This is a genomic window from Mesorhizobium sp. LNHC229A00, assembly GCF_000502415.1.
GTDB lineage: Bacteria > Pseudomonadota > Alphaproteobacteria > Rhizobiales > Rhizobiaceae > Mesorhizobium.
The window spans coordinates 1-21,154 of the sequence record NZ_AYWQ01000006.1 but is presented as its reverse complement, the minus strand read 5'-3'; the positions used below and the strand labels follow the sequence as shown (position 1 = coordinate 21,154).

Annotated in this window: 21 protein-coding genes and 1 tRNA gene; 12 read left to right on the top strand and 10 right to left on the bottom strand. The window is 64.0% G+C overall.

What is annotated here, in order from left to right:
* Window positions 1-21 precede the first annotated feature (21 nt).
* From X742_RS157195 to X742_RS1000000175655, 4 genes are all read right to left on the bottom strand, one after another.
* Entirely contained in the window at window positions 22-1,392 is a 1,371-nt protein-coding gene (locus tag X742_RS157195; protein ID WP_023771927.1) for an ATP-binding protein, read from the bottom strand.
* 10 nt (window positions 1,393-1,402) lie between these two features.
* A complete protein-coding gene (locus X742_RS157200; protein WP_023771926.1) occupies window positions 1,403-2,086 on the bottom strand; it encodes a winged helix-turn-helix domain-containing protein in 684 nt (227 codons plus the stop codon).
* A gap of 78 nt (window positions 2,087-2,164) precedes the next feature.
* The gene (locus X742_RS157205; protein WP_023771925.1) at window positions 2,165-2,950 is read right to left on the bottom strand and encodes a membrane protein; all 786 of its coding nucleotides are present in this window, start codon (window positions 2,948-2,950) and stop codon (window positions 2,165-2,167) included.
* A 28-nt stretch (window positions 2,951-2,978) separates the two neighbouring features.
* On the bottom strand, window positions 2,979-3,140 hold the full coding sequence (locus X742_RS1000000175655; protein WP_245275534.1) for a hypothetical protein: 162 nt from the start codon (window positions 3,138-3,140) through the stop codon (window positions 2,979-2,981).
* A gap of 344 nt (window positions 3,141-3,484) precedes the next feature.
* Here X742_RS1000000175655 and X742_RS157210 point away from each other — a divergent pair, with 344 nt between their 5' ends.
* Window positions 3,485-4,120 carry an isoprenylcysteine carboxylmethyltransferase family protein gene (locus tag X742_RS157210; protein WP_023771924.1) on the top strand — a complete coding sequence of 212 codons (636 nt, stop codon included), beginning with the start codon at window positions 3,485-3,487 and terminating at the stop codon, window positions 4,118-4,120.
* Window positions 4,121-4,192: 72 nt separating this feature from the next.
* On the opposite strand, the gene X742_RS157215 is transcribed toward X742_RS157210, so the two are convergent.
* Entirely contained in the window at window positions 4,193-4,678 is a 486-nt protein-coding gene (locus X742_RS157215; protein ID WP_023771923.1) for a hypothetical protein, read from the bottom strand.
* Window positions 4,679-4,969: 291 nt separating this feature from the next.
* On the opposite strand from X742_RS157215, the gene X742_RS157220 reads away from it, so the two are divergent.
* Together X742_RS157220 and X742_RS157225 are read left to right on the top strand one after the other, a co-directional pair.
* Complete coding sequence (locus X742_RS157220) at window positions 4,970-5,335, top strand: RidA family protein (RefSeq protein ID WP_023771922.1); 366 nt, start codon at window positions 4,970-4,972, stop codon at window positions 5,333-5,335.
* A gap of 33 nt (window positions 5,336-5,368) precedes the next feature.
* Complete coding sequence (locus tag X742_RS157225; RefSeq protein WP_023771921.1) at window positions 5,369-6,604, top strand: amidohydrolase/deacetylase family metallohydrolase; 1,236 nt, start codon at window positions 5,369-5,371, stop codon at window positions 6,602-6,604.
* A 14-nt stretch (window positions 6,605-6,618) separates the two neighbouring features.
* Here the strand turns inward: X742_RS157225 and X742_RS1000000176500 are convergent, their stop codons facing one another.
* The 3 genes from X742_RS1000000176500 to X742_RS157235 all read right to left on the bottom strand — a co-directional run bounded on the left by X742_RS1000000176500 (window position 6,619) and on the right by X742_RS157235 (window position 10,139).
* On the bottom strand, window positions 6,619-7,179 hold the full coding sequence (locus tag X742_RS1000000176500) for a CatB-related O-acetyltransferase (RefSeq protein WP_023782059.1): 561 nt from the start codon (window positions 7,177-7,179) through the stop codon (window positions 6,619-6,621).
* Window positions 7,180-7,336: 157 nt separating this feature from the next.
* Window positions 7,337-9,121, bottom strand: coding sequence for an NAD(P)/FAD-dependent oxidoreductase (locus tag X742_RS157230; protein ID WP_023771919.1), 1,785 nt, complete (start codon window positions 9,119-9,121; stop codon window positions 7,337-7,339).
* A gap of 79 nt (window positions 9,122-9,200) precedes the next feature.
* Window positions 9,201-10,139 carry a MurR/RpiR family transcriptional regulator gene (locus X742_RS157235; RefSeq protein WP_023771918.1) on the bottom strand — a complete coding sequence of 313 codons (939 nt, stop codon included), beginning with the start codon at window positions 10,137-10,139 and terminating at the stop codon, window positions 9,201-9,203.
* A 313-nt stretch (window positions 10,140-10,452) separates the two neighbouring features.
* Between X742_RS157235 and X742_RS157240 the strand changes: the two genes are divergently transcribed.
* From X742_RS157240 to X742_RS157260, 5 genes are all read left to right on the top strand, one after another.
* Window positions 10,453-11,280, top strand: a complete 828-nt coding sequence (locus X742_RS157240; RefSeq protein WP_023771917.1) for an ABC transporter ATP-binding protein — start codon at window positions 10,453-10,455, stop codon at window positions 11,278-11,280.
* Window positions 11,277-12,119 carry an ABC transporter permease gene (locus tag X742_RS157245; RefSeq protein WP_023771916.1) on the top strand — a complete coding sequence of 281 codons (843 nt, stop codon included), beginning with the start codon at window positions 11,277-11,279 and terminating at the stop codon, window positions 12,117-12,119. The genes X742_RS157240 and X742_RS157245 overlap by 4 nt, the downstream gene beginning before the upstream one ends.
* Before the next feature lie 64 nt (window positions 12,120-12,183).
* Window positions 12,184-13,347, top strand: coding sequence for an ABC transporter substrate-binding protein (locus tag X742_RS157250; RefSeq protein WP_023782062.1), 1,164 nt, complete (start codon window positions 12,184-12,186; stop codon window positions 13,345-13,347).
* Window positions 13,348-13,635: 288 nt separating this feature from the next.
* Complete coding sequence (locus tag X742_RS157255) at window positions 13,636-14,727, top strand: Gfo/Idh/MocA family oxidoreductase (RefSeq protein ID WP_023771914.1); 1,092 nt, start codon at window positions 13,636-13,638, stop codon at window positions 14,725-14,727.
* 342 nt (window positions 14,728-15,069) lie between these two features.
* Entirely contained in the window at window positions 15,070-16,506 is a 1,437-nt protein-coding gene (locus X742_RS157260) for an amidase (protein ID WP_023771913.1), read from the top strand.
* Between the two features lie 39 nt (window positions 16,507-16,545).
* On the opposite strand, the gene X742_RS157265 is transcribed toward X742_RS157260, so the two are convergent.
* The gene (locus tag X742_RS157265; protein ID WP_023771912.1) at window positions 16,546-17,790 is read right to left on the bottom strand and encodes a Xaa-Pro peptidase family protein; all 1,245 of its coding nucleotides are present in this window, start codon (window positions 17,788-17,790) and stop codon (window positions 16,546-16,548) included.
* A gap of 460 nt (window positions 17,791-18,250) precedes the next feature.
* On the opposite strand from X742_RS157265, the gene X742_RS157270 reads away from it, so the two are divergent.
* A complete protein-coding gene (locus X742_RS157270) occupies window positions 18,251-18,451 on the top strand; it encodes a DUF2934 domain-containing protein (protein ID WP_031240359.1) in 201 nt (66 codons plus the stop codon).
* Window positions 18,452-18,494: 43 nt separating this feature from the next.
* Window positions 18,495-19,076 carry an outer membrane beta-barrel protein gene (locus tag X742_RS157275; RefSeq protein WP_245275551.1) on the top strand — a complete coding sequence of 194 codons (582 nt, stop codon included), beginning with the start codon at window positions 18,495-18,497 and terminating at the stop codon, window positions 19,074-19,076.
* A gap of 685 nt (window positions 19,077-19,761) precedes the next feature.
* Here the strand turns inward: X742_RS157275 and X742_RS157285 are convergent.
* A tRNA-Gly gene (locus X742_RS157285) sits at window positions 19,762-19,836 on the bottom strand.
* A 211-nt stretch (window positions 19,837-20,047) separates the two neighbouring features.
* Here X742_RS157285 and X742_RS157290 point away from each other — a divergent pair.
* On the top strand, window positions 20,048-20,545 hold the full coding sequence (locus X742_RS157290) for a prolyl-tRNA synthetase associated domain-containing protein (protein ID WP_023771907.1): 498 nt from the start codon (window positions 20,048-20,050) through the stop codon (window positions 20,543-20,545).
* An 84-nt stretch (window positions 20,546-20,629) separates the two neighbouring features.
* Window positions 20,630-21,154, top strand: a 525-nt coding sequence (gene trxA, locus X742_RS17500) for a thioredoxin (protein ID WP_023771906.1), incomplete at its 3' end; no start/stop codon positions are given.

Sequence of the window (21,154 nt, the reverse complement as noted above, 5' to 3'; positions counted from 1 at the left end):
CCAGCACCGGTAATTTGTCGGCTAATCCATCACCAAGGGAAAACTCACCGCCACGCCCAGCCCGGGCCGGCAGTCCTCGAGCGCGATGGTCGCGCCGTGCAGGTCGGCAATGGCCCTGACTAGGCTGAGGCCGAGGCCGCTGCCTGGCGTCGATCGGCTGTGGTCCAGCCGGTAGAGACGCTGAAACACTTTTTCGCGCTCGTCGGCGGGAATGCCGGGGCCATTGTCGGCGACGCCAGCAAGCACGCGGTCGTCCCGGCGCGTCACCGAGAGTTGGATGGATGTGCCGGGCGGGCAATGGCGCAGCGCATTCTCGACCAGGTTGGCGAACATCTGCGTCAGCAGTTCCGGATCGCCATGGATGCGGTCGGCGGTCTGACGCAGCTCGACCGATGACAGCACCTTGCCGTCATCCTCGGCCACACCGGCGTAGATTTCGGCGATGGTCTCGAGGATCTCGCCGAGAGCGACATCGGTGAAGCGCGCCTTGCGCGCGCCGGCCTCGATCTGCGCGATGCGCAGCAGCGCGTCGAAGGTCTCATTGATCTGATGGCCCTCGCCGCGCGCGTCAGCCAGATCGTTGGAGACGTCCTGGCGCCGCGCGGCCTTGTCGGCGGCGCTCTCCAGGATCATCTGCAGGCGGTTCAGCGGCGTCTTCAAATCATGCGCGATGTCGGCGCTGACCTGCTTCATGCCCTCGACCAGCGCCGACAGGCGGTCGAGCGCCGCGTTGATCTGGCCGGAGACGATGTCGATGTCGTCGTCCTTGCCGGTCAGTGGGATGCGGGTGTCGAGGCGGCCATGCGAAACGTCGACCATCGTGGCGGCAATGCCGTCGAGACGGCGCTGGACGCGCGAGGCGAGCAGGGCGCCGCCGGCGACAGCCAGGCCGGTGATGATCAGCGTCGCCCAACCGAAGCTCATCAGCATGATCGTTTCCAGTTCCTCGGTCTCGGAGAGGCTGAAGGCGATGGTCAGCGTGTTGGCGCCGACCGAGCCGGAATAGGCGCGATATTCGGTGTCCGGCGGCAGGCCCGGCATTTCGGCGCCGAACATCGAGAAACCATCTGGAAGCCCGGCCGCGGTGAAGTTCCCGGCAATACGGCTGCCGGCCGCGTCGGTCAGCGAAAAGAGCTGCTCCTTCCTGGGGCTGCGCGCGGAGTGGTTTTCGACCGTCTCCACCAACTCCCTGAGATCCTTGTCGGCATAGGTCGCGGCGATGACGGCAAAGGTCTCGCTGATGGTGTCGTCGAGCTGCTCGGCAAGGTCGGCGCTCATCATCTGGTAGACGATGGCGCCGGACAGCACGAAGGCCAGCATGAACAGGAAGGCGAACGTCAGGGCAAGCCGGAATGGCGTGCTGCGCAGCAGGCGGGTCCGGGTCGCGGTCATCGGGTCGCGATCACTGGGAGAGCGGCGCGTGCAGGCTGTAGCCGGTGTTGCGGATGGTGTGGATGAGCTGGGTGCCGAACGGCTTGTCGACCTTGGTCCGCAACCGGCTGATATGGGTTTCGACGACACTGGTCTTGGGATCGAAATGGAAATCCCAGACGCGTTCCAGCAGCATGGTGCGGGTGATGACGCGGCCCTCGCCGCGCATCAGCACCTCGAGCAGGCTGAACTCCCTCGGCTGCAGGTCAATTGGGTGGCCCTGCCTGACGACGCGCCGCATGATGAGGTCCATTTCGAGGTCGGAGACCCGCAGAACGGTCTTCTGTTCCTGCGCGGCCGGCCGTCGGCCGAGCGCGTTGATGCGGGCAAGCAGCTCGGAAAAGGCGAAGGGCTTGACCAGATAGTCGTCGCCGCCGGCCTCGAGCCCCTCGACGCGGTCGTCTATGCCGCCGACCGAGGTGAGGAAGATCGCCGGCGTGCCCACGCCGGCGGCGCGGACAGCCTTGACCATCGAAAGACCGTCGAGGCCCGGGATCATCCGGTCGGCGACGATCACGTCGTAGCCGCCGCTGGTCGCGGCGAAAAGCCCGTCATGGCCATTGCGCAGGAGGTCGCAGACATGGCCGGCCTCGGTCAGGCCGCGCACGATATAGTCCGCCGTCCTGTGGTCGTCCTCGACGAGAAGTAGCCGCATCGCTGTTCCCTGGCTGCCGGTATCGGCGACAGGCTATCACCGGCTCGGGTTCGTTCCTAGGATGGTCGCGCCGGCGGCTCAGTCCGATTCCAGCAGAATCTCGTCGGCATCGTCGGGGGTGGTCTTCAGGGTCATGTAGAGAACGAGCGCGATGATGCAGCCGAGGAAGATCAGGCTGGTGAAAATGGTGCCGAAACCGAGGCCGCCATATTCGGCTGGCTGTGACAGCCAATCGCCGAAAGAGGCGCCAAGCGGACGCGTCAGTATATAGGCGAGCCAGAACGCCAGGATGGCGTCCAGATGGAAGAGATACCAGGCGAGCGCGATGAGCGCGATGACGCCGCCGAACAGCAGCCCCGTGGTCAGATAGCCCAGGTCGAAGGTCTCGGCGACGAGGTCGCCGGCGGCGGTGCCGAGCGAGAAGGTGAACAGGATCGCCAGCCAGTAGAAGATTTCGCGCCTGGTGGTGAAGATGGTGTGGATCGAGAGCGTCCGTTCGCTTGCGTACCAGACCGCGAATGTCGCCGCGAGCACCACCGAGAAGGCAATCGTGGTGGTCTGCAGGCGCACGCCGAAATTGTCGACGAGATTATCGGTGACCAGCGTGCCGACGACGCTGATCAGCACCACCGCCAGCCAGTAGGCCCAGGGCACGTAAGGTTTTTGCGCGAATTGCAGGGCGAGGGCGACGATCAGCACGCCGGTCATGATCAGCGAGGTGACGGTCAGGCCGAGGCCGAGGTTGACGGCGAGATAGTCGGCCGCCGTCTCGCCCATGGTCACCGCCATCAGCTTGACCAGCCAGAAGTCGAGGGTGACGTCCGGCACCCTGTTTCGGCTCGGGTGTGTGTGGGGTGCGAGCATGGCTGATGTCCTCGATGGCCGGGTCAGGTTACTTGCCCATGACCTTCATGGCCTGGGCGAAGAAGTCGTCGTCGCGCTTGTCGTCGTCGGCATTGCAGCGCTCGATGCCCTTGGTCTCGAGTTCCGAAACCTTGGCCTTGTCGCCGGCGCTCAGCTTGGCTGTCGCCTCGGCGGCGCGAAGGGTCTTCAACGTCTTCTCGCAGGCGCGGTGGCCGCGAAAACGGAGGAAATCGACGCCGAGACGGCGAGGGTCCCCACTGCGACGGCAAGTGCAAATTTTCTCATGAAAGCATCCTTTCCCTGACCTGGTCGAAGCCGGCCGCCGAGGTGGCGGGCCGGTATTCCAACCATAGGGAAGTGACTTCTCACCAGCCTGTCCGGCGCCATACAAATTCGTAAGGATGCGATGGCCGACGCAAAAGGCCTTTACGAATGCCTCGCGATGCGCTGATAGAGGATAAGCGCCTTGTATCCGCCATCAATGGCGTGCCCCAATGGCCGGGCCTGCACCAGAGTGCCCAGGAAAACACGAAAATGACCTACGCTTCCCTCAAGCCGGTTTCACAGGCTTTCGACCAGCGCAAGCGGCTGATATTCATCCGGGTCGCGGCGGCGCTGGCGGTGCTGCTGCTCTTCCTGACCAAACCGGCGCTCAGCGAAGGCTCCAACGGCCACGAAACGCTCGAATTCTTCGGCTTCTGCTTGGTGCTCGCCTGCGTCGCCGGCCGGCTGTGGAGCATCCTGTATGTCGGCGGCAAGAAAAATGAAGAGCTGGTCTCGACGGGACCATTCTCGATGAGCCAGAACCCGCTCTACTTCTTCTCTTCGGTCGGCGCGGTCGGCATCGGCCTGCTCTACGGCTCGCTGGTGGCCGCCGCCGCGCTCGGCGCCGCCAGCTTCCTGATCTTCCGTGTCACGGCGCGCAAGGAGGCGGAATATCTCCTGGGCAAGTTCGGCCCGGTCTATGGCGCTTACATCAAGGCGACGCCCCGGTTCTGGCCAAACCCGCTACTCTACCACGACAATGACGAGCTGCAGTTCTCGACCCGGGCACTGAGGCGCACCTTTTTCGACGGGCTCTATTTCCTCGCCATCTTCCCAGCCATCGAACTGATCGAGTATTTCAGGGAGACAGGCGTGCTGTTCCCGGCCTTCATCACGCTGTACTGAGCAGTTCGCCACGGGAATTTGCGCGGCTGATCGGCCATCACGAATGTCGATCGTCATTCATGGGAATCGAAACTAGCTTCCCAGCGGATAAGGCATGTAGCCGACGAAGCCGGCTATCTTCCAGCTCGCGCCAATCTTTCTGCAGAAGTACAGTGTCTGCCACTTCAGCCGATCGACGCTGCCATCCGCCTTGGCGACGCTGCCGTCGAACTTCTTGTGCAGCACGGCGCGGTCGCCGTCGACATCGATGTCGCGCAGATTGGTGACGCGAAACAGCGCCTCGCGCAGCGGCTCGGCGAATTTGGTCGCCGCCGTTTCCTTCGCCTGGCGCAGCCACTCGTCGCGGTAAATCTCCAGCCGCGGGAATTGCAGCCGCCAGGCATCGGCATTGGCCAGGAAATGCGCATGCATGCCGAAGAAGCTTTCGGCGATGAAATCGTTCTCGACCAGGGCCCAGTCCTGGCCGATGAAGGCATCGATGTCGCGCCGCACCAGCATCTCCCACAGCGCGTGACGGTCGGCGTCGCCGGAAGGGAAGGGGTTCCTGTCGAAGGTCATTGTCGAGGGTCTCCGGTTTCGCAAGGGCGTCTATCCGTCGTGGCGTCGAGCCCGTCCGGCAAACGCGCACGATGCAAGCGCTTCTGTAATAAAGCAACACNTCCGTCGTGGCGTCGAGCCCGTCCGGCAAACGCGCACGATGCAAGCGCTTCTGTAATAAAGCAACACGGATTTCCAACAATGTTGCTTTCCAACAAGGGCCTCTATCGGGAACGCCGCGATCGCGGTAAATCTCGTCCCAAAGCGGGCGCCACCACGGTGTCCGGCCATGTCACCGGAGGAGGCCGTCCCTTGCCCAAGCAGACTTTCGGAACGTCCCATGTGCCGCTGTCGCCCGCCGTGCGGGCCGGCGATTTTGTCTTTGTCTCGGGCCAGGTTCCGGTTGGCGGCGACGGCATCGTGGTCAAGGGCGGCATCATGGAGCAGACCGAGCAGGTGCTCGCCAATGTGAAGGCCGCATTGGCGCTCGCCGGCTGCACCCTGGACGACGTGGTCAAGACCACCGTCTGGCTCGAGGACGCGCGCGACTTCGGCGCTTTCAACGCGGTCTATGCCAGGCATTTCCCGAAAAATCCGCCGGCACGCACCACGGTCGAATCGCGGCTGATGATCGACATCAAGATCGAAGTCGAGGCCGTCGCCTACAGACCGGCCTGAAACGATAATTGGGCCAATCGGAGGTTCCAACAAATGCAATTCGACCTCCTGGTGAAGGGCGGACGGCTGATCGACCCGGCGGCCGGCGTCGATGCGCCGCGCGATGTCGCCATCGCCAATGGCCGGGTCGCCGCGATCGACGCCGACATTCCAGCGACCAGCGCCGCCCAGGTGATCGACGCCACGGGTTGCATCGTGGCGCCCGGTCTGGTCGACCTGCACAGCCACGTCTACTGGGGCGGCACTTCGCTCGGTGTCGACGCCGACAGCCTCGCCGCCAAGAGCGGCACCACCACTTTCATCGACGCCGGCAGCGCGGGCGCGGGCAATTTCCTCGGCTTCCGCCGCCATGTCATGGAGCGTTCGAAGGTGCGCATCCTGGCCTATGTCAACATTTCCTTTGCCGGCATCTTCGGCTTCTCGCAGACGGTGTCGGTCGGCGAATGCAGCGATCTCCGTCTCTGCGAGCCGCGCGAGGTGGTGGCGGCGGTGCGCGAGCACGCCGATGTCGTCGTCGGCGTGAAAGTCCGCTCGGGCAAGCATGCCGGCGGCACCAGCGGCATCGCGCCGGTTGATCTGGCGCTGGAGGCCGCCGACAAGGCCGGCCTGCCGCTGATGGCGCATATAGACGAGCCGCCGCCCGGCCGCTCCGAAGTGCTACCGCGCCTGCGCCGGGGCGACATCCTCACACATTGTTTTCGGCCCTTCCCCAATGCGCCGGTGTTCGCCTCCGGCATGGTGCGGCCCGACATGCGGCTGGCGCGCGAGCGCGGCGTTATCTTCGATCTCGGCCATGGCATGGGTTCGTTCGACTTCGAGGTCGCCCGCGCCATGCTGGCCGAAGGGTTGGCGCCCGACGTCATCTCGAGCGACGTGCATCTCTACTGCGTCGACGGGCCGGCCTTCGACATACTGGTCTGCATGTCGAAGCTGATGGCCCTCGGCATGCCGCTGGTCGATGTTCTGCGGGCGGCGACGCAAGGGCCGGCGCGGGCGATCGCAAGGCCTGATCTCGGCACGCTGGCGGTCGGCACCGTCGGCGATGTCGCCGTGCTTCGCCAGCGGTCGGGCCGCTTCACCTTCGTCGATGCGATCGGCGCATTGCTGGTCACGGACCAGCGGCTGGTGTCGGAAGGCATCGTCATCGGCGGCACATGGTGGCCGAACGAGGCGGCAAACGATGTCGGCGAGACCGAAGGTTTCGAGGCGCATGCCCGGCACACCCATGTCGATATCGCAGCCCGGCACTTTGGCCACAGCCACGATTGAGCCAGGCCGGTTAGTCAGTGAGCGGTCGAAGGACTATCGGACGGGTACGCCGCATCCACTGCGTTGACGAAACTCTCGGCGCCTACTGTCGTCAAAAGCTCGACGCGCTCGCGGATAAGATCGTCACTCCAGTTCCACCATTGCGACGACTGCAAACGCTCAATAATTTCAGGCGCGAATCTGTACCGGATGATACGAGCGGGATTGCCGACCGCGATGGCATAGGGCGGGACGTCCCTGGTGACGATGCTGCCGGCGCCCAGCACAGCGCCATTGCCGACCGTGACACCCCCAAGGATGATGCTGCGAGCGCCAATCCAGACATCGTGGCCGACCGTGATGGGTCCGTTGCCCTCGTCGCCGGGCGCATTCCGGATTTTTCCGTTCGCAAACTGGATCGGATAGGTGGTCACGGCGTCGAGGCGATGCTTCGCCGCGCAGATGAACAGAACACCCGGGCCAACCGAGCAGAACGAACCTATGCGAACCGGCACGTTCTTGTGCGGACTGAAGAACGATTCCTTGTTGAGGCCGTAAGTATGACGACCGATCTCGACGCCTGGCAGTGGCGGCAACGGGTCCTTCTTCAGTCCCAGCTTTATGCGAAGCCCTCTCAACAGTCCCACCGGCTTCCCCCCAGAATTGCCAGGCATACAGGGGCGACTACTCACCCTATCTGAAAAGTGCGCAAGCAATTTCGAGTACGTGCCCACCGCTACTTGCGTTACCCGGTCAGGAATTGCTCGGCTTCCCGTAGACTGGCGTCCCGACACCCTCCATCCGCGCCTTGATCTGCAGCGCCACGTATTTCGAGTAAAAACGCGACAGCGCCAGGTTGCCGCCGTGGAACCACAGTGCTTCCTGCGCCGTCGGCTTCCACATGTTGCGCAATTCGCCTTGCCAGGGGCCGGGGTCGCCCTTGACACCGGAGCCGAGGCCCCAGCAGGGTCCGACCTTGTCGGCGACCTCGCGCGAGACGAGCGCCGCCACATTTTCGTTCATCGACTGGTAGCCGGTGCAGGCGATGATGGCGTCGGCCTCGAGCTCGCTGCCGTCCTCGAACAGGATGCCTTTCGCCGTCAGCGATTTTATCGCGACGCCGCCGCGGATACCGACCTTGCCGTCGATGATCAGGTCCGAGGCGCCGACGTCGATGTAGTAGCCGGAGCCGGTGCGGTAGGCCTTCATCAGCAGGCCGGTTTCGTCGTCGCCGAAATCGAGCGCGAAGCCGGAGGCGGCGAGACGCTCGTAGAATTCGGCGTCGCGCGCGCGGATGACGTCGTAGAGCGCGCGCTGGCCCTTGGGCACCAGCGCGAACGGCGTCGAGGCAACGATCATGTCGGCCTTCTCGGTGGTGATGCCGCGCGTCAGCGCGTCTTCGGAGAATATCTCGAAACCGACCTGCATCAGCGTGTCCGACTTGACCACGGTGGTCGGCGAACGCTGGATCATCGTGACGTCGGCGCCGCTCTCCCAGAGGTCGACGCAGACGTCGTGGCCGGAACTGGCCGCGCCGATGACGGCGACTTTCTTGCCGCGGAATTTCTCGCCGCTGGCATACTGGCTGGAGTGCAGCAGCTCGCCTTTGAACTGGTCGATACCCGGCAGGTCGATCTTGCGCGGCGGACCGTAGGCGCCGGTGGCGAAGACGATGTGCTTCGGCTTCAGCGTGATGCGCTGCCCGACGCGGTCGACCACAACGGTCCATTCCTTCTCCGCCTCGTCGAAGCTGGCGCTAAGGCATCTGGTGGCGACCCAGTAATTCAGCTCCATGACGCGCGTGTACATTTCCAGCCAGTCGCCCATCTTGTCCTTGGGCGTAAAGACGGGCCAATTGTCGGGGAATGGAATGTAGGGCAGATGGTCGTACCAGACCGGATCGTGCAGCACGAGCGTGCGGTAGCGGTTGCGCCAAGAATCGCCCGGCCGTGCGTTCTTCTCGATGACGATGGTGGGCACGCCGAGCTGCCGCAGCCGTGCTCCGAGCATGATGCCGCCCTGGCCGCCGCCGATGACCAGGCAATAGGGCTGCGCCGTTACGCCGAGTTCGCGCGCCTCGCGCGCCCGCGCTTCCGACCAGGTCTCGCGTTCCGGGTCCGCCTTGTGGCGCACGCCCAGCGGCCGCGCCGCGCCCTTGCGCTCCTCGAACCCTTTCAAGTCGGTCATCGCCGTGAACAGGGTACGGCAGCGGCCGTCGCGCAGCCGCATGATGCCTTCGCCCGTGGCCGCCGTCGTTTCGAATGTGAACCAGGCCTCGATGGTGCCTTCATCCGAGGTCGCCTCGCCGGTGAGCCGCCACGCGGCAGGCTTGGTCGTCGCCAGCGTCGCTTTCAGCATGTCGGCGATGGCCTCGCGGCCTTCCATCGTCGTGACGTTCCAGGTGAAGGTCAGCAGGTCGCGCCAATAGCAATCGTCGACGAACAGGTTGCTTGCGGCGGGAACATCGCCGGCTTCGAGCGCTTGCGCCAGGGATGCGAGCCATGCGGCTGCCTGTTTCGTCGGTGCCATTTCGAGCATTTCTTCCCTCTTGCTGCATCCGCCCAACCTGAGTTGGGACGGTAATTGTTGAACCCGGCGCTGCCCCTCATCCGCCTGCCTAATCCCCGAGCGGCTCCATTTCCTTGCCCGTGCGGTGGATCTGGGCGTTGTATTTGATGCGGCACACGGTCTCGCGGGCCGGGCCGTCGAGCTTGTAGGCCGAGGCCACCGCCAGGAGGTCGATCATCGCCAGGAAGGCGAAGCGCGAGGCCGTCGGCTTCAGCGTGTCGGGATATTCGGGCACGGCAACCGTCAGCTTGACGTCGCAGGCGCGGGCGAGCTCGGTATCGGGTGCCGTCACGGCGATCGCGTTGGCGCGATAGTGCTTGGCGAGTTCGACCGCCTCGATCACCTCGCGCGTGCGCCCGGTCGCCGAGATGGCGACCACCAGGTCGCCGGGCTTCAGCGTCGAGGCGGTCATGCGCATCAAATAGGGGTCGCACTGGGCGCTGATCGAGATGCCATAGCGAAACAGCCGGTACTGAGTTTCCTGCGCCAGCGCCGAAGAGCTGCCGCCGAGCCCGAATACGGTGACCTGGCGGGCCCGGGCGATCAGCTCGGCGGCTTTTTCCAGCTCACCCGGATCGAGCTGCCGCTCGGCTTCCTGCAGCGCCCGGCGCGCTTCGCCGAACACCGCGTTCCAGAACGGCATGGCGGCGTCTCCCTCCCTGGCCGGCGACGTGTCCAGGTAGAGTGCGCCGACGACGAGGCTCTGCGCCAGCTTCAGCTTGAAATCGCGCACGCCCTCGCAGCCTATGGCCCGGCAGAACCGGGTCACCGTCGGTTCGCTGACCCCGGCTCGCTGGGCCAGCGCCGCGTTGGAAGCGTCGACGGCATATTTGACATTTTCGAGCACGACATCGGCGACGCGGCGTTCGGCCGGGCGCAATTCGCCGTAGGAATCCTTGACCAGTGAGATGATGTCGGGAATGCGCCGGACGGGTTCGCCCCCGGCTCCCTCTTCGTCCGCGATCGGATGGCTGGCAGCTTCGGTCATGAAGGCGGTGTTCCCTAGCCCGTTTTCGACCTGACCTCTTATCATGTTCGCACGCTGTCGTTCCATGCGCACGGCACCGCTGCAACCGATGCGTGCCGCCAGGGCAACTGCGTGTGCGCCTGACAAATCATGTAGGAAAGCAACACGGATTTCAAGGCAAAGAATACCACATCAAAACAGATAGTTATACCAGGCCAGCGATTCTCGTACCACGCTTGTCATCGTCGACGCTTGACAGCAAAGTAGGATAGTTACACACTGATTTCTGGCAGTCTGATGACCATTGGATCATCACGCAATCTCCGAGGGGCGGATGAACGCGGGCGAGATAACAACGCCGAAGCTTGGCGTGCAGGCAGCGACCAAGATCTATCACACGGCGTCCGGCGACCTCTTGGCGCTGGACCGCTGCAGCCTCGACGTCAGAGCCAATGAAATCGTCTCAATCGTCGGCCCGTCCGGTTGCGGCAAGACCACGCTGTTGTGGTCGATGTCGGGGCTGCACGGCCTGACAAGCGGCGCGATCAAGCTCGACGGCAAAGAGATTTCCGGGCCGCATCCCGATATCGGCATCGTTTTCCAGGAAGCCAACCTCCTGCCCTGGCGCAATCTCGACGCCAACATCCGCTTCCCCTTCGAGATCAAGGGCGAAAAACCGGACCGCGCCTGGATCGCGCATCTCCTGAACCGCGTCGGCCTCGACGGTTTCGGCGGCAAGTTCCCGCGCGAGCTTTCGGGCGGCATGCAGCAGCGTGCGGCGATCGTGCGGGCGCTGGCGCTGAAACCGTCGGTGCTTTTGATGGACGAGCCGTTCGGCGCGCTCGACAGTTTTACCCGCGAGGAGATGAACCGGCTGGTCGAGGAGATCTGGCTCGACACCAAGACCACCATCGTCTTCATCACCCACTCGATCGAGGAAGCGATTTTCCTCTCCGACCGCGTCGTGGTGCTGAGTGCGCGGCCGGGCCGCGTCGCCAAGGAGTACCGCGTGCCGTTCCCGCGGCCGCGCTCCCTGGAGATCATGGCGACGAAGGAGGTGTTCGACCTCACCAACCGGATCAAGATGGACATTGTCGGAGAGCGCACCAGACCGAAGGCGCTGGAGCGACCGAGCGCCGAGATCGTGAGGATCAGGCCATGAGCGACGCCATTCCCGAATTTTCGAGGGCGAAATCAGGTGATGGGCAAGACGTCAGCCTGACCAACCTCTCGGCCTTCGCCAGCGGCCCGGGCATCAAGTCGGGCAAGGAGGTGGCGGCCATCCTCGCCGTCGCCGTCATCATCATCGGCGGCATCGAACTGGCGCTGCGGCTGTTCCATGTGCCGCTCTACATCATGCCGCCGCCGAGCTCGATCGCGTATGCCCTGTTCGACGAGTTTCCGCTGATCGCGCCGCATCTCGGCTACACGCTGGTCGAGCTGGTGTCCGGCTTTGCCGTCGGCGCCGCCGTCGGTCTTATGCTGGCCGCCGTCATCACCCAGTTCCCGTTCGCGGAAAAGATCGTCGCGCCGTATATATTGCTGCTGGTCACCACGCCCATGCTGGCGCTGGTGCCGTTGCTCATCCTGCGTTTCGGTTTCGGCTACACGCCGCGCATCATCGCGGTGGCGCTGGCCGCCGGGCCGATGGTGATGATCAATGCCGCCACCGGCTTTCGTCGCGTCGACAGCGCCAAGATCGCGCTGGCGCGGTCCTATGGCGCCAGCACCTTACAGATCTTCTGGAAAATCCGCGCGCCGATGGCGCTGCCGATGATCCTGGTCGGGCTGATGATCGGCGCCATCTTCGGCCTGCTCACCGCCGTCGGCGCCGAGATGGTCGGCGGTGGCTTCGGCCTCGGCAACCGGCTCACCACCTATTCGTCGATGATCCAGATGCCGCAATTCTTCGCCGTGGTGCTGATCCTGTCGATGCTCGGCATTCTGATCTACGTGCTGTTCTTCCTCATCGGCAAGAAATGGGCGAGCTGGGAGGCTTGAAGCGAAGGCAATGAGCACGCCCGGAGGCGGGCGGCAGACCAACAATCAACAAAAGGGGAGTGCCATGACCAAGGACAATCTCATCCAACAGGCGGGAATGAGCCGCCGCACCTTCCTGCAGGTGACCGGCGCCGGGCTGGTGACGGCGACCGCGCTCGGCGCCACCGGCCTCAGGGCAAGGGCCGAGGCCTATGGAAAGTTCACCTGGATCTCGCCGCGCGGCACGCTCGAAGTGCTCGACGACTATCCCTACTGGGCGGCCAAGAAGGCCGGCTATTTCGACGGGCTGGACACCGACATGCAGCCGGGACCGTCCGACGGCACGGCGACGGTGAAGTTCGTCGATGTCGGCCAGGCCGATATGGGCTTTCCCTCGCCCGGCGTGTTTTCCTTCGCCATCCAGAACGGCATGAAGCTGAAGTCGGTGTTCCACATGGGCGCGCGCGACACGTTCAGCATTGCCTTCCGCAAGGGCGAGGGCTCGAACGATCTGAAGAAGCTCGAAGGCAAGACCATCCTGCTCGGCTCCGCCGCCTGGCAGTCGATCACCGATCCGCTGCTTGCCGCGCAAGGCGTCGATATCAAGAAGGTCAAATATGTAGAGGCCGGCTGGCCGACCTGGGGCACCGCGCTTGCCGGCGGCCAGGGCGACGCGGCGCTGTCATGGGAAGGGCTGCGCGCCGAATGGATCGCCAAGGGTCTCGACTTCGAATACTGGCTCGGCGTGAAGAACTCGAAGCTGCCGGCCAACACCTTCGTCGTGCGCGCCGCCGACCTCGAGGACCCCGACAAGAAGGCGTTCCTGGAAAAGTATCTGCGCGGCTGGGCGATGGGCCTTGAGTTTGGATATCAAAATCCACGCGCGGCGGTTGAAGCGGTGTTCGAGCAGTTCCCGACGCTGGCCAAGAACCTCGGACCGGAGCTCGGCACCACCTCGATCCTGCAGCAGATCAACGTCTTCCGCGGCGACATGGACAAGCGCGGCGGCTGGGGCTCTCACGACATGGCGAGCTGGCAGGGCTTCTTCGACGAGATCCACAAGATCGGCCAGATCACCAACCCGGTGAAGGCCGAGGATGTCTGCAGCAACGACCTGATCCCGGCCGCCAACGACTTCGACAAGGCCAAGGTCAAGGCCGACGCCGACGGCGTCAAACTGTCGGAAGGCTTTGCCGCGCTCGATGTCGACAAGATCAAGGCGCATCTGTTCGATTCGGCGGTGAAGTAGGGCTGCGCAAATCGCATCCGAGATCTGTCGATGGCGGCGGAGCCCCTCATTGCCCTGCCGGGCATTTCTCCCCGTATAGCGACGGGGAGAAAGATGCTGTCATCAATGGTTTCGCCCATCTCCAATGTTTCCAGAAGGGCGCGGAGGTTGCGGCAAGCTCCCTTCTCCCCGCCTCTATACGGGGAGAAGGTGCCGGCAGGCGGATGAGGGGCAGCGGAAACGCGGGATGACCAACAAGGGCGGCAGCGCGCCGCCCACACGATCCAATCAAGAATTTGGGAGGCTGACATGGCCGACAAGGTAAAAGTACTGGTGGTGGGTCTCGGCAATATGGGTGCGTCGCACGCCAGCGCCTATCACCGCTCGGAGGGGTTTGAGATCGTCGGCATCATGAGCCGCTCGATCAAGAGCAACACGAAAATCCCGGCCGAACTCGCCGGTTATCCGCTCTACGAGGATTTCGATCTGGCGCTGAAGGAGACCAAGCCCGACGCGGTCTCGATCAACAGCTGGCCAAACACGCATGCCCAATACGCGCTGAAGGCGATCGCGGCGAACTGCCACGTGTTCATGGAAAAGCCTTTGGCCACCAACATCGAGGACGCCGAAAAGGTGGTGGCGGCCGCGCGTGCGAAAAACCGCAAGCTGGTGCTCGGCTACATCCTGCGCGTCCACCCCTCGTGGATCAAGTTCATCGAGGTCGGCAAGACGCTGGGCAAGCCGTTGGTCATGCGGCTCAACCTCAACCAGCAAAGCAGCGGCAGCGCCTGGCACTGGCACAAGAACCTGATCGATTCGCTGATCCCGATCGTCGATTGCGGCGTGCATTATGTCGACGTCATGTGCCAGCTGACCGGCGCCAAGCCGGTACGCGTGCATGGCATCGGCGCCAAACTGTGGGCCGAAGCCGACAAGCAGAATTACGGCCATCTGCATGTCACCTTCGATGACGGTTCGGTCGGCTGGTACGAGGCCGGCTGGGGCCCGATGATGAGCGAGACGGCCTATTTCGTGAAGGATGTCGTCGGCCCGAAAGGCGCGGTATCGATCGTCGCCGGCCAGCAGGCGAGCAGCGCGGCCGAGTTGGCCGAAGTGTCGAACTCCGCCGACATCGACCGCCACACCAAGACCGACGCGCTGAAGATCCATTATGCCGCCGTCGACGGCGACAAGAATTTCAAAAAGCCCGACGAGATCGTCAGCATGGAGGACGAGCCCGGCCACCAGGAACTGTGCGACCGCGAGCAGGCGTTCTTCCTGCGCGCCATAAGCGAGGACCTCGATCTGACCGAGCAGATGGATGCCGCGGTCAACAGCCTGCGCATCGTGCTCGCGGCCGAACAGAGCATCGAGCTGGGACGGACGGTGGAACTGGCCTGACGTCATCCGGTTGCCGGCGCTGGAGGGCGCCGGCAGTGAGAACATTGGCGAGATTGGAGCCCCTGCGACAACCATCTCAAGTTTTCCCTGCCCCTCATTGCCCTGCCGGGCATTTCTCCCCGTATAGTGACGGGGAGAAAGACGCCGTCACCGACGACTTCGCCAACCTTTAAGGCCACAGGAGTGGCGCCGGGGTTGCGGCCGTCCTCCCTTCTCCCCGTCACTATACGGGGAGAAGGTGCCGGCAGGCGGATAAGGGGCGGTGCCAACATTGGCAAATGACCGAAGTGATGGCTCGGTCGCCTCGACGAGTGTCGAGGACAGGAGAATAGGGAGAGAGAGATGGTCACCGACAGTCTTTTGAAAACCTATGCCGAGTCCGACGCGCTTGGCCTCGCCGCGCTGGTCCGCGGCGGCCAGGTTTCGCCGGCGGAACTGGTCGAGGCGGCGATCACGCTAGTCGAGCGGTTGAACCCGTCGCTCAATGCGGTCATTCATCGCCTCTATGACATGGCGCGCGCGCAGGCCGCGACGGTCGACAGATCGGCACCCTTTGCCGGCGTACCATTCTTGCTCAAGGAACTGGCCTCGTCCTGGACAGGTGCGCCCAACACCAATTCCTGTTTCTACCTCAGAGATGTCGTCGCCGATTTCGACACCGAAGTCGTCCGCCGCATGAAGGCGGCGGGACTGGTGCTGGTCGGCAAGTCGAACGCGCCCGAAAACGGATGGTCGATCACGACGGAACCAAAACTCTACGGCACGACGAAAAACCCGTGGAAGGAGGGCATCACGCCAGGCGGATCGAGCGGCGGCGCGGCCTCGGCTGTCGCCTCGCGCATGGTGCCGATCGCGGAGGCCAGCGACGGCGCCGGCTCGATCCGCATCCCCGCCTCCTGCTGCGGGATCGTGGGCCTGAAACCGTCACGCGGCCGCGTCAGCCTGGCGCCGTTTGGCGACTATTGGTACGGCGGTGCCTACTTCCTCTGCTGCTCGCGCACGGTGCGCGACACGGCGGCCTATCTCGATGCGGTGGCCGGCGCCTTGCCCGGCGAGCCCTATACGCCGCCGGTGCCGGATGCCTCCTGGATTAGCCTGTCGGGGAGTGCGCCGAAAAACCTGCGCATCGGCTTCACAGTCACGCCGCCCAACGGCACCGCCATCGATCCGGAGGTGAAGGCGGCGGTGCTGGCGACCGTGGCCGCACTCGAGCGGTTGGGGCATCATGTCGAGGAGCACGACATGCCGCTCGATGCCAACGGCGTATGGGCGACCTACACCAACATGACCTGCGTGCAGACGGCGGCGACCTTCGACTATCTCGAAACGGTGATCGGCCGGCCGGTGACGTCAGGCGATGTCGAGGCGGTGACCTGGGCAATCATCGAGCGCGGCCGCGCCACCAGCGGGGTCAGGCACATCTCCGATGTCGAGCAGCTCAGGCAAGTCGGCCGCGATATTGTCGGCAACCTCAAGGCCTATGATCTCTTCGTCACGCCCACCTTGACGCAACTGCCGCGCCCGTTCGGCTTTTACGACATGTCGGAGACGGATATCGACCGCTACAACGCCAAATGGGCGGATGCAGTCTTTGCCTTCCCCTTCAACATCTCCGGTCAGCCGGCGATCTCGCTGCCGCTCGGCTGGTCGCAGGGCGGCGCGCCGGTCGGCGTGCAGCTTGTCGGCCGCTATGGCGACGAGGCGACGGTACTGGCGGCGTCGGCGCGGCTGGAACAGGAAATGCCATGGAAGGACAGGCGGCCGGCCGTGAGCGCTTAGTTCTTCACGCGCCCAGGTGACCACCGCCGCGGTGCTGGCCTACCCAATCACTTCCAGCCGCCGCGGCAGCCGGTTCATCGCCACGGGGCCTTCCGGCGTGATCAGGAACTGGTCCTCGAGGTTGAAGCTGGCTAGGCCGTCGATGTAGAGCGGGATCTCGAAGGCCAGCACCATGCCGGCCTCGATGACGACCTCGCTGCCAGCCGATATGAACGGCCATTGCTCGGAAAAGACCGACTGTCCGACGCCGTGGCCGAAGTGGCCGCGGCGGTAGGAGCGCAGGCCTTGGCGCGCCAGGCTGTCGGTGGCGACGCGGTGGACATGGGCAAGCGTGTTCCCGGGAACAAGCTCGGCCAGCCCGTCGTCGAAGGCGCGCTCGGCAATGGCGTGCAGTTCAGCTTGATCGGCCGAAGGCGGGCCGAAGGTGAAGTTGCGCGACATGTCGGAGGCGTAGCCACCGACCGTACAGACCATGTCGCATTTCAGCGGATCGCCCGCCACGGCCCTGGCGTCGGCGCCCTTGGCCCGGGCGCCCAGCGTCACATATTCGGCCGTGATGACCGGATGGGACAAGCCGGCCGCCGCCGTGGCGACGCCCTGCCGGTAGAGCGCGACGAGATCGCTCTGGCGCATGCCGGCCATGGCATCCACCTGCAGCCGCTCCAGGCCGGCTTCCGACAGGATGATGCCTTGCCGCAGCAGGTCGATCTCGCGCTGCGACTTGACCGCGCGCAGCCGGTCCAGCACGGGCGAGCCGTCGACAACAGGGCAATCCGGCAGCAGCGCCTGGATGGCGGCAAAATCGGCGGCGGGAATGAAGTCGAGGTCGAGGCCGAGCGTGGCACGCTGCAGCCCGAACTCGGTGAGGATTGCCTGCAACTGGCGCACCGAGCCGGCGAGGTCGAAGGTTGCGGGACGCGCGAAATCCGGCGCGCGGCCGAGCGAAGCCTGGCCAGCCTCGATACGCTCCGCCAAGGGCAGCCCTGCAGGTCCTGTCTCGACCGGCGCGGTTTCGATCCAGATCGGGTGCGAGCGCACGACCATCTCGGGCGCGGCGGTCCGCAGTTGCCTGGCATTGAAGTCCGCGACCACAACGCCGATCGGCAGGTCCTGTCTGGCCGGGACGACGACGAAGCCGGCGCCGGCGCGCCGGAACAGGCCGGCCGGGCCGATCGAAGCGCCGGTCGCATAATGGAAGGCCTCGGGCGCTGAGAGCACCAGCGCCGCGATGCCGGCGCGTTGCATCAACTGCGTGGCGCGCTGCCGGTCGACAAAACCCGTCATGAGGCTTCTCCGTATGCATGGAACCGGCAACGGAGCATCGCGGGCGCCGACAATCAAGCGACCGAAGGTCTACTTGATCGATTCCAGCTTGGTCAACGCGGCGCTGAAGCCGGCCAGCGACACCGGCTGGTGACCGGCTTGCGGGTGACGGATCCATGCCGATGTTCAGATTGGTTCCCGGCTTCATCGCCTTGACGAGGTCCGGCGGCAGCGTCTTCTGTCCCTGGTCGATCTGGTAGCTGGCGCCGGACGGCAGGAACAGGCGACATCGCTTTTCTGTCCATCCATCGCCGCAAGGGTTATGGCATGGCGCTGCTGCGCGATCAGATCGACGAGGCATGGTTAGCCGGCCCATCAATCCATGTGGAGAAGAACAAACCGGCGGGGACTCTACGCGTCCAATTGGAACATTTCAAACGCTGTCCGGTTGCTTCCTCTGGATATCCATAGGAAGACGGCCATGGTGATTAGCCACGAAGAACGTGTCGCGCATATCAGCAAGCGGGCCCGCGAACTCTGGGAGCGGGAAGGCTTGATGCCCGACCGTGAGAAGGCCTGCTGGGACAAGGCGGTCGAGGAGTTCGAGTCCGGTCGGCTGACCGGCGGACGAAAGCAACCAGGCGCGGATGCCGCTGGCGACAGTTCGGGTACCAAATACTGAGGCCCCGCTTTGTCGCGGAACGAGATCACCGGGGTTGCGGCTGGTGACGTGCCGGTCGCCAGGAGAGCCATTTACGCAAGCGGTGCGTCGGCAGGGCGCGGCAAACGGCGACATCACGGCAACCGACGCTCACATAGGCGCACAGTATCAGTGGAACCAGATCGTCCTGGGTGGCGAGGCGACGTGGACTGCCACGGGCATCAAAAAGACCATCGTCAGCCCCTATTTCCCAGACAGCGACACTGAAACCGGTAAAATCTCCAACTACGTTACAGCCGTTGGACGCATTGGTTATGCCTTCGATCGTGTGTTGATCTATGCAACGGCCGGGTATGCCGGCGGCAAGGTCAAGTTCACGACTTGGGACAATGATGCTTTGGTCACATACGAGAAGAACGACTGGCAAAGCGGCTATGCCCTCGGCGCCGGGATCGACTATGCCATTACCGACAACCTATCTCCTGGCGTCGATTACACCCACATCGATCTTGGGTCCAAGACCAGCAGCGGCAATAACGTGTTTGATGATGGCACAATCGGAGTGAACTCAGAGACGTATCGGACCGACGCCAAAGTGGATGCCGTCATGGCCCGCGTCACATACAAATTCGGGACGGGTCAGTAGCCCAGTCGAGCGGCGCAGGAATTTCCCGTGCACCCAACGGAAGGCGTGGGTTAGCCTGTGCGACAGGCCGGCGGCGCCCGACATCACAGATCCGTGATGCTCGGGATGAACGGCGTCCCGAAAAGCGTTTCAGTCTTGTTCGCCGGGTGCTCCCGAGACCGCGAGCGCCCTGAAATCAAACCGATTTTGGGAGAACAATGATGAAACATCACCTCTTCCCCATGGTACTGGGCTTGCTGATGACCTCCGCCGGCCTGGCTTCGGCTGCCAACGTCCACTCGGTAACGGGGACGAAAGGCCAACCCGATCAAACGATCGGCACCGCTCAGACAGGAAGTGTTACGCCGGGCAATGCCAGCACNCCGATAATCGCCACTCGGTAACGGGGACGAAAGGCCAACCCGATCAAGCGATCGGCACCGCTCAGACAGGAAGTGTTACGCCGGGCAATGCCAGCACCGCGCCGGGTTCAGCCTTCAACCCGGACGGAAATGCGGGAACACATTACGCAGGTACCCAGCCGCAGAACTCCAAGAACCCGAAGAGCGTATCTCAGTACGACGTTGCCGGCTTCCAGCAGTCCCATAAGTGACGTCCGGCTCTTGGGCGGTCGAGTTCAATCCGTCAAAAACGAAAAAGCCGCGGCGAACCGCGGCTTTTCGGTGCTTGATTTCCTGGAGGAAACTGGAGCGGGTGAAGCGATTCGAACGCTCGACCCCAACCTTGGCAAGGTTGTGCTCTACCCCTGAGCTACACCCGCTCACACGGCGTCTTGGCCGCAAGCCGGGCCTATATGGCTGAAGAGCGCGGCGATTGCAACAGGGAAATAGCAGGCTTTTTGCAACCTTCCGAGCGATGCCGGCAAACCGCCCGCGACGCGCCGATTTGATCGCCGCTTGCGCGACGGTCTTGTGTCGGCCGCCTCATTGGCCGTAAACGGCAAGGCCAAGAAACCGACGAAGAAGAGACCCATGCCGAAGACCGAAGCTGACCTGATGGCCTTTCTTGCCGAACTCGGCATCGCGGTTTCGACGATACGCCACCCGCCGCTCTATACGGTTGCCGATTCGCAGGCGCTGCGCGGGGAGATCGCCGGCGGACACACCAAGAACCTGTTCCTGAAGGACAAGAAGGACAATTTCTTCCTGGTCACCGTCGGCGAGGACGCGGTCGTCGATCTCAAGCAGATACACCAGCTGATCGGCGCCGCCAGCCGGGTTTCGTTCGGCAAACCGGAAATGCTGATCGAGCTGCTCGGCGTCACGCCGGGGGCGGTCACGGTCTTCGGCATCATCAACGACAGGGAAAACCGGGTCAGGCTGGTGCTCGACAAGGATCTGATGGACCATTCCGTCATCAACGCGCATCCACTGACCAACGAGGCGACGACATCGATCGCGGCCGCCGATCTCATCAGATTCGTCGAGGCAACCGGGCATGATGCTGCTATCTTGAAAGTCTCGGCATGATCGCCACATGGGTGGCAAAGCCGATTTCCAATTGAGACAGGGCGCCGGGCCACGGGCCGGCGGCGCGACCGAAAGGGTGACGAGATGAGCGACAACAATCCGTTTGGCGGATCATTCGGAAACAAGGGCGGCCAGTATGCCACCACGGTGCAGTATGGCGGAACCGAGCCCAAAGCCGGACTCGGCCAGGCGTCCGCGCCGCCAGCAGCCGCCCCCAACGCCGGCCCCGTCGCCGGCGACGTCATCAAGGACACGACGACCGCGGCCTTTGCCGCCGACGTCATCCAGGAATCGCGCCGCCAGCCAGTGCTGGTCGACTTCTGGGCGCCGTGGTGCGGACCTTGCAAGCAGCTCACCCCGCAGCTGGAAAAGGCGGTCAAGGCCGCCGGCGGCAGGGTCAAGCTGGTCAAGATGAACATCGACGACCATCCCTCGATCGCCGGCCAGCTCGGCATTCAGTCGATTCCGGCGGTCATCGCCTTCAAGGACGGCCAGCCGGTCGACGGCTTCATGGGCGCCATTCCCGAGAGCCAGATCAACGAATTCATCACCAAGGTCGGCGGCAAGGGCAATGGCGCGCCGCCGGTGGCCGAGGCGCTGGCCGCGGCG

Excerpts from the sequence above, each read along its gene's own strand:
- X742_RS157250 (WP_023782062.1), top strand. The coding sequence starts at position 12,184 with ATGACCAAGGACAATCTCATCCAACAGGCGGGAATGAGCCGCCGCACC.
- X742_RS157265 (WP_023771912.1), bottom strand. The coding sequence starts at position 17,790 with ATGACGGGTTTTGTCGACCGGCAGCGCGCCACGCAGTTGATGCAACGC.
- X742_RS157205 (WP_023771925.1), bottom strand. The coding sequence starts at position 2,950 with ATGCTCGCACCCCACACACACCCGAGCCGAAACAGGGTGCCGGACGTC.
- X742_RS157225 (WP_023771921.1), top strand. The coding sequence starts at position 5,369 with ATGCAATTCGACCTCCTGGTGAAGGGCGGACGGCTGATCGACCCGGCG.
- X742_RS157260 (WP_023771913.1), top strand. The coding sequence starts at position 15,070 with ATGGTCACCGACAGTCTTTTGAAAACCTATGCCGAGTCCGACGCGCTT.
- X742_RS157270 (WP_031240359.1), top strand. The coding sequence starts at position 18,251 with ATGGTGATTAGCCACGAAGAACGTGTCGCGCATATCAGCAAGCGGGCC.
- X742_RS157215 (WP_023771923.1), bottom strand. The coding sequence starts at position 4,678 with ATGACCTTCGACAGGAACCCCTTCCCTTCCGGCGACGCCGACCGTCAC.
- X742_RS157245 (WP_023771916.1), top strand. The coding sequence starts at position 11,277 with ATGAGCGACGCCATTCCCGAATTTTCGAGGGCGAAATCAGGTGATGGG.
- X742_RS157240 (WP_023771917.1), top strand. The coding sequence starts at position 10,453 with ATGAACGCGGGCGAGATAACAACGCCGAAGCTTGGCGTGCAGGCAGCG.
- X742_RS157195 (WP_023771927.1), bottom strand. The coding sequence starts at position 1,392 with ATGACCGCGACCCGGACCCGCCTGCTGCGCAGCACGCCATTCCGGCTT.
- X742_RS157210 (WP_023771924.1), top strand. The coding sequence starts at position 3,485 with ATGACCTACGCTTCCCTCAAGCCGGTTTCACAGGCTTTCGACCAGCGC.
- X742_RS157235 (WP_023771918.1), bottom strand. The coding sequence starts at position 10,139 with ATGACCGAAGCTGCCAGCCATCCGATCGCGGACGAAGAGGGAGCCGGG.
- X742_RS157230 (WP_023771919.1), bottom strand. The coding sequence starts at position 9,121 with ATGCTCGAAATGGCACCGACGAAACAGGCAGCCGCATGGCTCGCATCC.
- X742_RS157255 (WP_023771914.1), top strand. The coding sequence starts at position 13,636 with ATGGCCGACAAGGTAAAAGTACTGGTGGTGGGTCTCGGCAATATGGGT.
- X742_RS157290 (WP_023771907.1), top strand. The coding sequence starts at position 20,048 with ATGCCGAAGACCGAAGCTGACCTGATGGCCTTTCTTGCCGAACTCGGC.
- X742_RS157200 (WP_023771926.1), bottom strand. The coding sequence starts at position 2,086 with ATGCGGCTACTTCTCGTCGAGGACGACCACAGGACGGCGGACTATATC.